General features: G+C 64.2%; 15 protein-coding genes. 9 read left to right on the forward strand and 6 right to left on the reverse strand.

The features are described 5' to 3' along the window. Positions 1 to 39: 39 nt before the first annotated feature. Together pcaH and pcaG are read left to right on the forward strand one after the other, a co-directional pair. Positions 40 to 822, forward strand: coding sequence for a protocatechuate 3,4-dioxygenase subunit beta (pcaH, locus tag NLM32_RS11810; RefSeq protein WP_254129145.1), 783 nt, complete (start codon positions 40 to 42; stop codon positions 820 to 822). Between the two features lie 3 nt (positions 823 to 825). Continuing rightward, entirely contained in the window at positions 826 to 1,452 is a 627-nt protein-coding gene (gene pcaG / locus NLM32_RS11815; protein WP_254129146.1) for a protocatechuate 3,4-dioxygenase subunit alpha, read from the forward strand. Between the two features lie 24 nt (positions 1,453 to 1,476). On the opposite strand, the gene NLM32_RS11820 is transcribed toward pcaG, so the two are convergent. Beyond that, positions 1,477 to 2,091: an NYN domain-containing protein gene (locus NLM32_RS11820; RefSeq protein WP_254135294.1), complete on the reverse strand. Its 615-nt coding sequence runs from the start codon at positions 2,089 to 2,091 to the stop codon at positions 1,477 to 1,479. 440 nt (positions 2,092 to 2,531) lie between these two features. Further along, complete coding sequence (locus NLM32_RS11825; protein WP_254129147.1) at positions 2,532 to 2,921, reverse strand: nuclear transport factor 2 family protein; 390 nt, start codon at positions 2,919 to 2,921, stop codon at positions 2,532 to 2,534. Between the two features lie 54 nt (positions 2,922 to 2,975). Between NLM32_RS11825 and NLM32_RS11830 the strand changes: the two genes are divergently transcribed. Both NLM32_RS11830 and NLM32_RS11835 read left to right on the forward strand, forming a co-directional pair. After that, entirely contained in the window at positions 2,976 to 3,992 is a 1,017-nt protein-coding gene (locus NLM32_RS11830; protein WP_254129148.1) for a GlxA family transcriptional regulator, read from the forward strand. Between the two features lie 93 nt (positions 3,993 to 4,085). Next, entirely contained in the window at positions 4,086 to 4,472 is a 387-nt protein-coding gene (locus tag NLM32_RS11835; RefSeq protein ID WP_254129149.1) for an SPW repeat protein, read from the forward strand. Between the two features lie 8 nt (positions 4,473 to 4,480). Here NLM32_RS11835 and NLM32_RS11840 read toward each other — a convergent pair whose 3' ends face one another. Next, entirely contained in the window at positions 4,481 to 5,386 is a 906-nt protein-coding gene (locus NLM32_RS11840) for a helix-turn-helix domain-containing protein (RefSeq protein WP_254129150.1), read from the reverse strand. 50 nt (positions 5,387 to 5,436) lie between these two features. On the opposite strand from NLM32_RS11840, the gene pobA reads away from it, so the two are divergent. Next, the gene (pobA, locus tag NLM32_RS11845; protein ID WP_254129151.1) at positions 5,437 to 6,609 is read left to right on the forward strand and encodes a 4-hydroxybenzoate 3-monooxygenase; all 1,173 of its coding nucleotides are present in this window, start codon (positions 5,437 to 5,439) and stop codon (positions 6,607 to 6,609) included. A 181-nt stretch (positions 6,610 to 6,790) separates the two neighbouring features. On the opposite strand, the gene NLM32_RS11850 is transcribed toward pobA, so the two are convergent. From NLM32_RS11850 to NLM32_RS11860, 3 genes are all read right to left on the reverse strand, one after another. Continuing rightward, the gene (locus tag NLM32_RS11850) at positions 6,791 to 8,941 is read right to left on the reverse strand and encodes a CHASE2 domain-containing protein (RefSeq protein ID WP_254129152.1); all 2,151 of its coding nucleotides are present in this window, start codon (positions 8,939 to 8,941) and stop codon (positions 6,791 to 6,793) included. 19 nt (positions 8,942 to 8,960) lie between these two features. After that, positions 8,961 to 9,629 carry a hypothetical protein gene (locus NLM32_RS11855; protein WP_254129153.1) on the reverse strand — a complete coding sequence of 223 codons (669 nt, stop codon included), beginning with the start codon at positions 9,627 to 9,629 and terminating at the stop codon, positions 8,961 to 8,963. A gap of 185 nt (positions 9,630 to 9,814) precedes the next feature. Further along, the gene (locus NLM32_RS11860) at positions 9,815 to 10,954 is read right to left on the reverse strand and encodes an HD domain-containing phosphohydrolase (RefSeq protein ID WP_254129154.1); all 1,140 of its coding nucleotides are present in this window, start codon (positions 10,952 to 10,954) and stop codon (positions 9,815 to 9,817) included. 286 nt (positions 10,955 to 11,240) lie between these two features. Here NLM32_RS11860 and NLM32_RS11865 point away from each other — a divergent pair, with 286 nt between their 5' ends. From NLM32_RS11865 to NLM32_RS11880, 4 genes are read left to right on the forward strand one after another with little or no spacing between them, the layout of a single operon-like run. After that, positions 11,241 to 11,564: an STAS domain-containing protein gene (locus NLM32_RS11865; protein WP_254129155.1), complete on the forward strand. Its 324-nt coding sequence runs from the start codon at positions 11,241 to 11,243 to the stop codon at positions 11,562 to 11,564. Beyond that, entirely contained in the window at positions 11,564 to 11,929 is a 366-nt protein-coding gene (locus tag NLM32_RS11870; protein ID WP_194477495.1) for a response regulator, read from the forward strand. The genes NLM32_RS11865 and NLM32_RS11870 overlap by 1 nt, the downstream gene beginning before the upstream one ends. After that, a complete protein-coding gene (locus NLM32_RS11875; RefSeq protein WP_254129156.1) occupies positions 11,926 to 14,013 on the forward strand; it encodes a chemotaxis protein CheA in 2,088 nt (695 codons plus the stop codon). Before NLM32_RS11870 ends, NLM32_RS11875 begins: the two co-directional genes overlap by 4 nt. Continuing rightward, complete coding sequence (locus tag NLM32_RS11880; RefSeq protein WP_254129157.1) at positions 14,013 to 14,474, forward strand: chemotaxis protein CheW; 462 nt, start codon at positions 14,013 to 14,015, stop codon at positions 14,472 to 14,474. Before NLM32_RS11875 ends, NLM32_RS11880 begins: the two co-directional genes overlap by 1 nt. The last annotated feature ends 30 nt before the right edge of the window (positions 14,475 to 14,504 follow it).

The raw sequence follows: 14,504 nt of genomic DNA on the forward strand, positions 1-14,504 counted from the left end.
CGCGCCCGGACCGAGGCGCTACAGGGAGAGACAACGCCGATGAATGCCCAGGCGCCAGCCTTAAGGGATCCCCGCCTCAACAGCCCCGAGCCGTTCACCCCGCGTGACGGCGGCTTCTTCCAGCGCGACCGCACCATCCATCCGCCGGCCTACGCGCCCGGCTACAAATCCTCGGTGCTGCGTTCGCCGCGCCAGGCGCTGCTATCGATCGAGAACTCGGTCTCGGAGATCACCGGGCCAGTGTTCGGCCACAACGATCTCGGGCCGCTCGACAATGATTTGATCCGCAACTACGCCAAGGACGGCGATCCCGTCGGTGAACGCATCATCGTCCACGGCCGCGTGCTGGACGAGACCGGCCGCGGCGTGCCGAACACGCTGGTCGAGTTCTGGCAGGCCAATGCCGGCGGCCGCTACCGGCACAAGAAGGACACCTATCTCGCGCCGATCGATCCGAATTTCGGCGGCTGCGGCCGCGCGCTGACTGACGACACCGGCTACTATTATTTCCGTACCGTGAAGCCGGGCCCCTATCCCTGGCGCAACTTCGTCAATAGCTGGCGTCCTGCCCACATCCACTTCTCGGTGTTCGGCTCGGGCTTTGCACAGCGGCTGATCACGCAGATGTACTTCGAGGGCGATCCGCTCATTCCGGTCTGCCCGATCCTGACGACGATCCCGGACAAGGATGCGCTCGAACGTCTGGTCGCGCCGCTCGACCTTAACGCCTCGACGCCGTTCGACTCGCTCGCCTATCGCTTCGACATCGTGCTGCGCGGTCAGCGCTCCACTTATTTCGAGAACCGCCCGGAGGGGAACTGAGCCATGCCGCAGCCGCTCAACTATCTCAAGGAAACCGCCTCGCAGACTGCCGGGCCCTACGTCCATATCGGCCTGATTCCGGCCATGGCCGGCTTCGACATTTTCGAGAAGAATTTTTCCAACGTGCTGGTGACGCCGAACACGCAAGGCGAGCGCATCACGCTGGAAGGCAAGGTGATCGACGGCAGCGGCTCGCCGCTGCGCGACGTTCTGCTCGAGATCTGGCAGGCCAACGCGGCGGGCCGCTACAATCATCCGGCCGATCGCTCCGCCGGCGCTTTGGACGGGGATTTTCGCGGCTGGGGCCGCGGCGGCTCGGATTTCGAGAATGGGCTCGTCACCTTCGAGACCATCAAGCCGGGCGCCATCACCGACAAGGCGGGGCGCAAATGCGCGCCGCACGTCAACATCTGGATTGTCGCGCGCGGCATCAATATCGGGCTCAACACGCGGCTTTATTTCTCCGATGAAGAAGCCGCAAACGCCGCCGATCCGGTGCTCAATCTGGTCGAACCTCCAATGCGTCGCAAGACGCTGATCGCGACCCGCAGCGAGCGTGCCGGCAAGGTTGTTTATTCCTTCACGATCAATCTGCAGGGGCCCGACGAGACGGTGTTCTTCGACGTCTGACGATCCGGGGATCGTCGCGCCGGATCAATCCGGCCGGTCGCTTCGATTCACCGACCCGCGCGCGTTGAATTGTGGCGGTTGCTGACGCATCTCGCGCGATCCCGGCCGTTCCGCCGGATCGCGTCCCACTTTCGGCTTCAGTTCCGCCAGGTCAACGAAGATGTCCGCCTGCCGGCGCAGTTCGTCGGCGATCATCGGCGGCTGGCTGGCTAGCGTGGAGATGACGGTCACCCGGACGCCGCGGCGTTGCACCGCCTGAACCAGCGACCGAAAATCCCCGTCGCCCGAGAACAACACCATCTGATCGACGTGCCCGGCGAGCTCCATCGCCGTCACGGCGAGGTCCACATCCATGCTGCCCTTCATCTTGCGGCGGCCGGTGGTGGCGTCAACGAACTCCTTGGAGAACTTGGTGACGACAGTATACCCGTTATAGTCGAGCCAATCGATCAATGGGCGGATTGACGAGTATTCCTGATCCTCGATGACGGTCGTGTAATAGAAGGCTCGCAGCAACACGCCCCGGCTGCGAAATTCGCTGAGCAGACGCCTGTAATCGATGTCGAAACCGAGCGCCTTGGAGGTGGCATGGAGATTGGAGCCATCGATGAAGAGTGCGATCTTCTCAAACGAAGACATTATGCACGAAGCTCCAGTTTCGCATGGAAGCCGGCAGTTTCGACCGCGAGGGCTCGATGTGGCGGCCGGGAAACACACGGCCTGCTGAAAAGGCGGCGCAGACGACCGGACAGGGTGTGGCCGTCTTGCGCCAAGGTTAGGGAGGTCCCGTGCCACCAGCGCCTGGGCGCCGAATGCAGCCACGATAAGGCGTGGGCATTCCGGGCTCAATCGTACGGAGGTAAACGAATTCTATCAAAAGGGTTGGTCGTTCTATACGAAGGTAAGTAGAGGCGCCGGGAATAGGGGCGGCCCCGGTCCAAATTCACCCGATCCCGGTTATGGCCGCCTTCGACGTTCCCTTCGCCTGATCGGGAATGAGCCGGCCGCATCCGATGATGAGGCCGGCTCTCTTATCGTAGTTGAGCTTGCACCGCCGCGTTTTGTCGGCGGCGCGCCGGCTAGAAGCCGGTCGGTCCCACCGCGCCGATCCAGCGCTTGACCTTGTTGGGGTCCTTTTCGTCCATGTAGAAAAAATGGGCCATCGTCGGCCTCACGGCTGCGATGGTGGGATCGTCGAAGCGCATCGCGACCTTGCCGTGGAAGATCTTGAGCTCGGGACTATCCCAGAACTCGACGACATGATGGAGCGCGGTAAAGCCGCGGTCGATGAACTGCCGCAGATTATTGCGGATCGCCTCGCGGCCGTGCCAGTCGGCGACGCCGAGATTGCAGATCGCGTCTTCGGCGAAACAGTCAAAACCCTTGCCGAAGGTCTTGTCGTCGATCTCCTTCCACATCGCGAGAAGCCAGTCCGGCGGGACGGTCTTGATGAAAGTCTTGGTGGTCATGGTCTCTCCTCGAGGCTGGACAGCGGCAACATAACCGGGCACGCTTTGGCGCAAATGCCAAAGAACCCTCGTTTCTCGCCAAGCTCCAGGTCGCGCGCCACGCGGAACTCCGCGCGTGTGATCGAGGTGCTGGCCTATCCGTCGGTGCAGCTGCTCGACGTCACCGGTCCGCTCCAGGTGTTCGCGACCGCCAACGAGCAGATCGTGGAGGCCGGCGGAACGTCGCCTTATGTACTTCGCGTGGTGGCGAAAGGCCGCGCGTGTGTGACGGCATCCTCGGGATTGGAGATTGCAACGGAGTTGCTGCCGCGCGCCGGCAGCGGGCTGGACACGTTGCTGGTTGCGGGAGGCCCGGGCGTTGATGCCGCCGCCTCCGATCCGGTGCTGCTGGATTGGCTGCGGCAGCGCGTGAAGAAGGCACGCCGCGTGGCGTCGGTCTGCACCGGTGCGTTCCTGCTCGGTGCATCCGGCGCGCTCGATGGGCGCCGTGCGGTGACCCATTGGTCGTATTGCGCCGAGCTCGCGCGGCGTTTCCCGGCCGTGCGCGTCGAGCCCGATCCGATCTTCGTGCGCGATGGCGCGATCTGGACCTCGGCCGGCGTCACGGCCGGCATCGATCTGGCGCTGGCCCTGGTCGAGGAAGATCTCGGTCGCGCCACCGCGCTTGCCGTGGCGCGTTATCTCGTCGTCTTCCTCAAGCGTCCGGGCGGGCAGGCGCAGTTCAGCGAGGCGCTGTCGCTTCAATCCGCCGAGGATGAATTCGGCGCGCTGCACCGGTGGATCAGCACGCACCTCGCCGGTGACCTCTCTCTGTCCAGGCTGGCACGTGAGGCCGGCATGAGCGAGCGCAGTTTCAGTCGCCATTATGCCAGGGCGACCGGACTCACACCGCTTCGGGCCATCGAGCGGCTGCGGGTGGAGGCTGCGCGGCGGATGCTGTCGGAGACGCGCCTGCCAGTGAAGCGGATATCCCAGCGCTGCGGCTTTGGCTCCGAGGAGACCATGCGCCGCAGCTTCTTGCGCGTGCTCGCGACCGCACCGCAGGACTATCGACGGAGGTTCGGTTCCTGAGTGAGACCAAAGTCTAGGCAGTCAATCCGCACCCAATAGGAACAAAACCGCGCCCCGCCCCTTGCTTCGACAGGTCCCTCGCGGAGGTTTGCCATGAGCAAGCTGCAAGAGCGCGAAACTGCCCCTGACGTCTACAATCTGTTTCTCGCGGCCGTCCTCTTTGTGTCGCCGTGGCTGTTCAAGCTGACCAACAGTCAGGGCAAGATCGACCTCTGGGTCACCAGCGCCATCATTGTCGTGCTCTCGCTGGCGGCCATCATCGCCTACCGGGACTGGGAGGAATGGATCAACGTCCTGATGGGCGTCTGGCTCATCGCTTCGCCCTGGCTGCTCGGATTTCCCCATACACGGGCGATGCATTTGAGCATCGGCTTCGGTATCGCCATCGTGCTTCTGGCGTTGCTCGATCTCTTCCTGCATTACGAGAAGAGGCATCCGGAGGATGCGCGAACTGAAACCGTGAATCGGGCGCAGCAATAGGCCCCGGATCAGCCCTCGCCGCCAAGCAGTTGCTCCCGAAACGCGCGCGGCGACAGCCCGGTGGCGGCGGCGTAGACCCGGCTGAAATAGGCGGGGTCCTCGAAGCCGAGCGCGTAGGCAATCGCCGAGATCGGCAGGTTGGTATAGACGAGGTTGCGGCGGGCTTCGCGAATCAGCCGGTTCAGGATCAGATGCGAGGCGGTGTCGCCGGTCGCTGCGCGTGTGACGCGGTTGAGATGGGTCGGCGTGATCGCCAGTGTGTTCGCATAGTCCGCAACGGTCCAGCGCTCCAGATGATGTTGTTCGAGCAGGGCTTCGAAGCGGCGGAACAGATTTGATTCAGAGCTGCTACCGGTGCCGCTCTCGCCTGTCAGCGCGCGCGCCACGAGGCCGATCATGGCCGCCGACAACGCGCGCAGCACATGTGCGCGGCCGAAATCGCGCGCGGCGTGCTCGGCAAAGATCTGCTTCATCGTCGCGCGGATCTGCGGCGTGCCGCTCACCACGGCCGATCGTGACAGCACGCCGCGCAGGCCCTCGGCGGCGAGCAGGGCCTCATCCAGGATTTCCGCGGCGATGGTCAGCACCCAGCCCTGGGTCCCCGGCACGAAGCGGAAGCCATGGACATGGCCGACCGGTACGTTGACGATCCGCATCGGCTTGAGCGGCACCACACGTCCATCGAGTGTCGCTTCGCCGCCGCCGCGCTCGATCAGCAGCACCTGGTGCAGACGGGCGTGGCGGTGCACGGCGAGCGTCCAGTCATGCAGCACCGAGCGCGACGCAATCGTCTCGCAATGGACGACGTCGGGCAGGTCGCCGGCTTCGCCGAACAGATTGTAGACCCGGATGGCCGGGGCGGGGGCTGCGGTTCTCATGTTCGAATAGTACAAGACAATGGCGAAACCCTCCATCGGTCCGGACTGCTGAATCTGCAAAAAGGTGCCGACGGGAGGACGGAAAAATGAAAGTCCAGGTTTGCATCATCGGCGGCGGGCCGTCCGGGCTGCTGCTGTCCCAGCTCCTGCACCTGAAGGGCATCGACACCATCGTGCTGGAGAAATACAGCCGCGAGCACGTGCTGGCGCGCATCCGCGCCGGCGTGCTCGAGCACGGGTTTGCCCGGCTGATGCGCGAGGCGCAATGTGGCGAGCGGATGGACCGGGAGGGCGAGATCCACAACGGTTTCGAGATCGCCCATGACGGCGTGCTCTCCCATATCGATCTGCACAGGCATTCCGGCGGCAATTCGGTGCTGGTCTATGGCCAGACCGAGCTGACGCGCGACCTCTACGAGGCGCGCGATCGTCTTGGCGGCAAGGTCGTGCACGACGCCGAGGACGTGACGCCGCATGATCTGACCTCCGCCCGGCCCTACGTGACGTATCGATCGAACGGTGAGGCGATCCGCGTCGACTGTGACTACATCGTCGGCGCCGATGGATTTCACGGCGTCAGCCGCAAATCGATCCCGAAAGACGTGCTGCGCGAATACGAGAAGGTCTATCCATTCGGCTGGTTAGGGGTGCTGTCGCGCACGAAACCGGTGTCGCCGGAGCTGATCTATGTGAAGCACGCGCGCGGCTTTGCGCTCTGCTCGCTGCGTTCACAGGTGCTGAGCCGCTATTACGTCCAGGTACCGCTGACCGACAAGGTCGAGGACTGGTCGGACGATGCGTTCTGGGCGGAGCTGAAGCGTCGCCTGCCCGACGAGGTCGCCGACCGTTTGGCGACCGGACCCTCGATCGAAAAGAGCATCGCTCCCTTGCGCAGCTTCGTCGCCGAGCCGATGAGCTATGGCCGCCTGTTTCTCGCCGGCGATGCCGCCCACATCGTGCCGCCGACCGGCGCGCGCGGGCTGAACAGCGCCGCCTCCGACATCTATTACCTCTACCACGCGATGCTCGCGCATTATCAGGATGGTGACGATTCCGGACTGGAGGGCTATTCCGCCAAGGCATTGGCGCGGATCTGGAAGGCGCAACGCTTCTCGTGGTGGATGACGATGATGCTGCACCGTTTCCCGGATCGCTCCGACTATGAAGACCGGCTGCAGCAGACCGAGCTCGAGTACCTGCTGTCGTCCGAGACGGCGCAGCGGTTGCTCGCGGAGAATTATGTGGGGCTGCCGTTCTAGGAGCCGGCCTTCACCCTCCCCTGGAGGGGGAGGGTCGATCGCGCGTAGCGCGAGCGGGGTGGGGTGACGGTCTCTCCACGATGAACAGTGCCCGCGGGGAGAGATCACCCCACCCCGTCTCACATTTTCGCTGCGCTTAATGTGAGCCGACCCTCCCCCTCCAGGGGAGGGTAAGAGGTCGCTACTTCCCTTCCAGCGTATTCACCGGTGTCCACTCGCCCGGCGGCGGATTCGTTGCCAGGGCTCGGGCACGCCTGGCAAAATACCGGCACGGCGGATCGTCAGCGGCGGCGCTTTCGAACAGCTCCGCCGCCTTGGCGAAGTCGCGCGCGCGCCAGCATGCAAGTCCCATGGCGTAAGCTGCCGCGCGGGTACCCTGCTCCTGCGTCTCCTGGTTCTTCTCGGCAAGCGGCTCGTACACCCTGATCGGCTCGTCGCGTCCCTGCACCCTGACCATGTCCAGCTCGCGCCAAGTGTAGGCGTTGCGGCTCAGGTTCACGGTCATCTCCGACGCCATGATCACGGTGCCGAAATATTTGTTGGCGCCTTCGAGCCGTGAGGCAAGATTCACGGTGTCGCTCATGACGGTGTAGTTGAAGCGCCGGCGCGAGCCGATATTGCCGACCACGGCTTCGCCGCTGTTCAGCCCGATGCGGTGGGCGAGGCCGCGGCCGCGGAATGCGGGATGGTTTTCGTTGAGCTCCTCGAGCCGGTCGCGGCATTGTAGCGCGGCCGCGACCGCGTTGCGTGCATGATCGGGATCGTCGGCCGGCGCGCCGAACATCGCGACGATGGAATCGCCGATATATTTGTCGACGTAGCCGCCATGGCTTTCGATGATGTCTGTCATGGCCGAGAGATAGTCGTTCATCAACGCGACCAGCTCGCTCGGCGTCATCTTTTCGGCGATCGAGGAGAAGCCGCTGAGGTCCGAGAAGAACATGGTGATGTTGCGCATCTCGCCGCCGAGCACCGGCATCTTGCCGGATGCGACCATGCCGTCGATCACCTCGGGCGCGAGATAGAACGCAAAGCTCTTGCGCAGGAAGCGTTCCTCACGGTCGGCGATCACGAAGCGGTAGCCGATCATCAGCGCGAGCGCTGCGAGACCCGCGAGCACCGGCTCGGTCAGGGGCAGCGCGATGGCATGCGTGAACGTGCCGACGGCGACGGCGGCGTAGGCGACGGTGAGCCCAAGCCAGGTGATCGCCGCGCCGGTCGGAGCGAGCAGGCAGGCGGCCGCGGCAATGATCGCCGCGAACGCAATTGTCAGGATCGTTCGCAGCGGGAAGCCGAGCTCGGTGATGGCATCGTGCTCAAGCAGATTTCGTACGACGGTGGCGTGGACGAAGACGCCGGCGACGGCGTTGCGGGCTTGTTGCGCCGCGCGCGCAGGCGCGGGCAGGGCGCATCGCGATCCGGGTGTCCCGTCATATCCACCGGCCAGGCGCATTGAGGTGAGCTTGCGGTCGTCGAAATTGAGGATGCTGCCGAGCAGCACGATCTTGCCGTCGAAGGCCCGGCGGAAGAACTCGGCATCTCCCTTTTCGACGCAGGCGCGCAAATCGGCGAAGGAATAGGCGGGGATGTCGCGGCCCATGCCGCGGAAGTTGAGCGTGAGCGTGTTGGGGACGATGCCTGGGATCGCGTAGCCGGACAAATTCGTCACGCCGGTCGGCCCGGTCTCGGGCTTGGCAGCGAGCGCGCGCGCGGTGAGTTCGACGGCCATTGCGGGAATCGGCTGGCCCGCGATGGAAAAGCTCAGCGGCATTCGCCGGATCACGTCGTCGGCGTCGGTATGGACGTTGAGCGCGCGGATGTTGTTTTTCACCGCCAGTTGCTGCGCGCGATCGGGCCGGTCCGGATGGTCGTTGCTGAGAATCTCGCCGAGCACGAGCTTGCCGCTGTCGGAGAGTTTTCGCAGGGCGATGAGATAGTCCCGGTCAAATCCCTTCACACGGTTGCCGAACGATGTGTCGCCAAAGGGAATTTCCGACTGCTCGATCGAGCTCGGAAAGATGACGTCAAATCCGATGACCTTGGCGCCGCCTTCGGTGATGCTTCCGAGCACCCGGCCGATCTCGCGCGTCCAGGTCTGGGTCGGCGATCCCTTGAAGGGCGGGGTCTCGTAGGTCTCGCCGTCGATCGCGACGACGACGACCGGCGATGTCGCGGGATCGCGGCGGTCGCCGATCAGCTTCCAGCGCAAGGCTGTGAGGATGTCGAGCGAGAGACCTTGCAGGGTCTGCAACGGCGGAGACGTGAAGGCCGCACCCGCAACGAGCGCAATCAGGATTGCCGCAACGATGTCCCGCTTGCCGATCCGCCGCATCGTTGCTGTCGCGGACCGTCTATTCGAGCCGCAGCAGACGGCCGACGATCGGCGTCGGCGACGCGGTCGCGCTGGCGTCGACCTGGAACGTGTAGCGCTTGGTGCCGAGCTTCGCGAGATAGCTGCCGCCCGGGGTCAGCGACTTGCCGGCCTTCGAGAGGTCGTAGAATTTTCCGGCGACCATGATGTCGCTCTTGAGCGGAAGGTTGATCGTGGGCTCCTTGCCGTCGGTGCGCTCGATCACCAGCGTGCTGCCGCTCTTGGCCTGGATCAGCGGCGCGACACCGTAAATCGTCGGCAGCTTGGCCGGTGAGCTATTGGCGTCGGCGCGCATGCTGCGGAACGTGGTCGCCGCGCTCTGGTTGGCCTCGCGCTCGGAGAGCTGCACGGCGTTGGCATCGCACGGCACCTTGACGCGCTCGACGTTGCCGAGCTGCACGGTGCTCTGCTCCGCGCCGACCAGCACGACGCCCTCGGTGATGGTCTCGCGCAGGCAGGATTTCAAATAGCTGAGCGTGACGCCTGCCTTGGGGCCGAGCTTGATGATCTTGCCGGGCGCCACGTAGTCCATGAACTCGATGCCGTCGACCTTGCCTTGCACGTCCTCGACGATGGCGGCGGGCGTCTCGGCAATGGCGGGACCCGCGAGGCAAAACACGCCGGCGATTGCGCCGATCAGGCTTCTCATGACTTTCTCATCCAGTTCGAACGATATACCCGACTGATCCACGTCCCGGCGGGAGCCTAGCAGTGGATCGCCCAGGCAAGTGTGATCAGAATCACTCTTGGTATTGGTGCACCCTAGCAGGAACTGGTTCAAACCGGTGATGGCAGAAAACGGCGCCGCGGCAAACCGTTACTGTTGGCGCATTGTCAGCCTGCCGCGGTGGCCTCGCCTGTGCGGTCCAGCTCCGGGCGGCCCCCGGTCGCCCCTAATATAAAGGGTGCGAGGATGGCCTCGGATTTTGGCAACGGCGTCGCAGTCGGCCCGGCGGCGATCGCTACCACCTCATCCCAGCGCGACAGGAAGGCCTCGACGCAGGCCGGGTCGAATTGCCGTCCCTGGTTCTCGACCAAATAGTCACGCGCCAGGTCCGGCGGCATCGGCTCTTTATATGGGCGCCGCGTCGTCAGGGCGTCGAAGACGTCGGCGACCGCGACCACGCGTGCAGCGACCGGGATTTCGTCCGCCCTGAGGCCGTTCGGATAGCCGGCGCCATCCCATCGCTCATGATGGCCTGCGGCAATTTGCGCACCGAGCTGGATCAGCTCGCAGCTGGAGTCGGCCAGAATCTTCTCGCCGATCGTGGCGTGGGTGCGGATCACCGCCATCTCGTCGTCGGTCAGCCGGCCGGGCTTGAGCAGGATGTTGTCGGGAATCGCGACCTTGCCGACGTCGTGCAGTGGGGCGGCGAGATAGATGTCGCGGCAGAGGCGGGGCGGGAGCCCGAGTTGCTCGGCGATGATCCGGCTGTAGCGCGCGACCCGCAGCGTGTGCTCGCCGGTGTCGTTGTCGCGGTACTCGACCGCGAGGGCGAGCCGCAGGATGATCTCCTCCTCGCGCTCGCCGAGCTTGCGCGTTGCGGCGGCGACTTCGCTTGCCAGATGGGCAGCGCGATCGTTGAGCTTGCGTACGGCTGCACCAAGCTGAATTAAATTCCGCAGCCGCACCGTCATCTCGACGCTCTGCGGTGCCTTGGGCAGGAAATCGGTTGCACCTGCCTGCAGCGCTTCCATTTTGATGTCGTCGGTCTGTCGCGACGTGATCATCGCGATCGGAATGTCGGTGCATCCCGGCAGCGTACGAAGCGTGCGGATGAAGCTGATGCCGTCCATGTGCGGCATTTTGTAGTCGACCAGCACGAGATCGAAGACGCGCTCGCGCGCGCAAGCCAGCGCCTCGACGGGATCGAGGAAGGTGGCGGCCTCGACGAGGCCTTCCGCTTCGATATGACGTTTCAGGAAATTGAGGACGGAGCGGCTGTCATCAACCAGAAGCGCTTGGGTCAGCATCGGCGGCCGGACTCGTTCGGATGCGAGGCGTGACCTCAACAGATAGCTCGCGCGATTTAACGCGGAGCAAACGTCCATGCCGCGTCAAACTGCCTCAACGTTGCGCGCAGCGCATGAGATTTGCGCCGGCTATGCACGCATGCATGCACACGCGAAGTTTCTGGGAATGTGACCCGTAGTTGTACGGAGGATTCCATTAGGGGTTTGCACACTCTCGGACGCGAATAGTCATCGTGCGGGATTCGCGCGATGCGTGCAGTGAGTCCCGAGGAATTTTGGGGGACGAATGTCGTCTGATGTCACTGAGCCGAAGTGGTCCCTACGGCTGCCTGCAGATTGCAGCATCGCTGCGATCCGTAGTGTCTATGACCTGATCCGCGAAGCGTTCGGCCGGCAGGACCGGCTCGAGATTGATTGTTCCAGCGTCGACAAGGCCGACGTGACCTCGATCCAGCTTCTGCTGTCGGCTGCCAAGACCGGCGATGCCCAAGGCCGCCCGGTGGTCCTGACGTCTTTCTCCCAGTCTCTGCGCAACACCCTTCGCCGCGCCGGCTTCGCCAGCGAGGCGATGATCGATCAGCACTTCCCGCAAAAGAAAGATGGCGCCTAATGGCCACGATTCTGACCGTCGACGATTCGCCCAGTATCCGGCAGATGATCAAGGTCGTGCTCGAGCCGGCCGGTCATAGCGTGATCGAGGCCGGCGATGGTGCGCAGGGCCTCGCCAAGGCGCAGGCCGGCAAGCTCGATCTCGTCATCACCGACCTTAATATGCCTGTCATGAACGGGCTGGAGCTGATCAAGGCGCTGCGCAAGCTGCCGAGCGCTGTCGGCATGCCAATCGTGTTCCTGACCACCGAATCCAATGACGCGGTGAAGCAGGAAGCCAAGAGCGCCGGCGCCACCGGCTGGATCACCAAACCTTTCAAGCCCGAGCAGCTGCTCGCCGTGGTCGCGAAGCTGGTGCGCGCATGAGCGCGATGGACCCGACCGAGGTCTTTCGCCAGGAAGCCAGCGAACTGTTCGAGGTCCTGGAAGGGGCCCTGCTCGACCTCGGCCAGCGTCCCGACGACCGCGAGCTGGTCGATTCCGCCTTCCGCGCCCTGCACACGATCAAGGGCTCGGGTGCGATGTTCGGCTTCGACAAGGTCGCCTCCTTCACCCACGAATTCGAGACCGCCTTCGATCGCGTCCGCAAGGGCGAGATCAAGCCGACCCAGGAGCTGATCTCGGTCGCGCTGGCCGCCAAGGACTATATCCGCGCGCTGATCGAGGATCCGCAGTCGACCGATGACATCATCGGCGAAGCCATCCTCGACGACCTCAAACGCTTCGTCTCGTCGGACCAGCCCACCGCTCCCGTCGCCGAGATCGCGGAAGCTCCGCCGCTCGCGCCCGTCGAGAGCAAGCAGGCCGGCTGGCACCTTTACCTGGAATTCGAATCCCACATCCTGCGCAACGGCTCGAACCCGCTCGATCTGCTGGAGGATCTCTGCAAGCTCGGTCCCTGCTTCGTCGTTCCCGTGACCGACGGCATCCCGTTCCTCGACGAGATGGAGCCGGAAGATTGCTATCTGAAGTGGGACGTCAAGCTGCACGCCGCCTGCGACAAGGATGCGATCGACGACGTCTTCATGTTCGTCTCGGACGAGATGAAGCTGACGCTCTCGCCGCTGGAACATGTCGAGGCGCCTGCGCCGATGCCGCTGTTCCAGCTCCTCGACGAGGAGCCGGCTCCGATGGTCGAGATGGCTGCCTCGGTCGGTGAGGTTGTCACAGCACCCGCCGCCGCTCAGCCCGTCGTAAAGGCGGAGTCGAAGCCCGAAGTCAAGGTCGACGCGAAGCCGGAATCGAAGGCCGAAGCCAAGCGCGACGATCGCGGCATCGCCACCGTCCGCGTTCAGGCCGAGCGCCTCGACGAGTTGATGGACCGCGTCGGCGAGCTCGTCATCGCCCAGGCCCGGCTGACCCAGCTCGCCGCCTCCGGTTCAGATCTCTCGATCAAGATGATCGCCGAGGAGATTGAGCGCCTGGCTTCATCCCTGCGCGATACGACGATGGGCGCGCGCATGGTGCCGATCGGCTCGTTGTTCGGCCGCTTCCGCCGCCTGATCCACGACCTGTCGCGCGACCTGTCGAAGCCGGTCGAGTTCGTCACCACGGGCGAGGATACCGAGCTCGACAAGACCATGATCGAGTGCCTGGCCGATCCGCTGGTGCACCTGATCCGCAACGCCATCGACCATGGTATCGAGGACACTGCGACCCGCAGTGCCAATGGCAAGACCGAGCAGGGCCGCATCGAGCTCGCGGCCGTGCATTCCGGCGCGCAGGTGCTCGTCACCGTGAAGGACAATGGCGGCGGCCTCAACACCGCCCGCATCCGCGCCAAGGCCGAAGAGCAGGGCCTGATCGCGGCCGGTGCCGTGCTCTCCGATCACGAGATCCATCAATTCCTGTTCCACCCGGGCTTCTCGACCGCGCAGACCATTTCCGCGCTGTCCGGCCGCGGCGTCGGCATGGATGTGGTCAAGCGCACCATCGAGAACATGCGCGGCTCGATCGACCTGTCGACCCGACCGGGCCAGGGCACCACGGTGACGCTGCGTCTGCCGCTGACGCTCGCGATCATCGAGGGGCTTCTGATCCGCGTCGGTGAAGGCCGCTACATCATTCCGCTGTCGGCCGTGGAGGAATGCATCGAGCTGACCGCCGAGGACGAACGCTCCCGCGGACGTAACTTCCTCAACGTGCGCGGCAACCTCGTGCCCTTCCTCCGCCTGCGCGAGATCATGTCGTCGTCGGGTACGCCTGATCGGCACCAGAAGACGATCATCATTTCGACCGGCGAGACTCACGTCGGCCTCGTCGCCGACCAGATCATCGGAAACCACCAGACCGTGATCAAGTCGCTCTCCAAGCTGCATTCGGACGTCACGATCTTCTCCGGCGCGACCATCCTGGGGGACGGCACGGCGGCGCTGATCCTCGACGTCGCCCAGCTCGTCGCGCTGGCGCAGTCGAAGGTCGAGAAACAGCATATCAGCGAGGCGGCGTGATGAGCGACGGATTGGCGGGAGAACATCAGGCCGGCGCGATGCAGGTCGTGATGATAGGCCTCGGCGAGGAGAAATTCGCGCTCGACGCCGGCCTCGTGCGCGAAATCATCGATCCCGTGCCCGTAACCAAGGTGGCCGGCGCGCGGGCCTTCGTTCCCAGCGTGATCAACGTGCGCGGCAATGTCATTCCGCTCGCGGATCTGCGCATCCGCTTCGGCATGCCGCAGCCGGAAGACTCCGCGGATACGCGCATCGTCGTCATCGAGATCGAGCTCGACAACGAACCGGTGCTGGTGGGCGTCACCGCCGACAAGGTCTACGAGGTCACGGAGATCTCGCATACCGACGTGCAGCAAACGCCGCGCGTCGGCATGCACTGGAAGCCGGAGTTCATTCGCTTCATCGCGAAATGGCGCGAAGAGTTCGTCATCGTTCCCAACATGGAACGCATTCTGAATTGAAACGACGTCTCGGGGCGAGACTGGGGTTAG

It is taken from the genome of Bradyrhizobium sp. CCGUVB14 (assembly GCF_024199935.1).
Classification (GTDB): domain Bacteria; phylum Pseudomonadota; class Alphaproteobacteria; order Rhizobiales; family Xanthobacteraceae; genus Bradyrhizobium.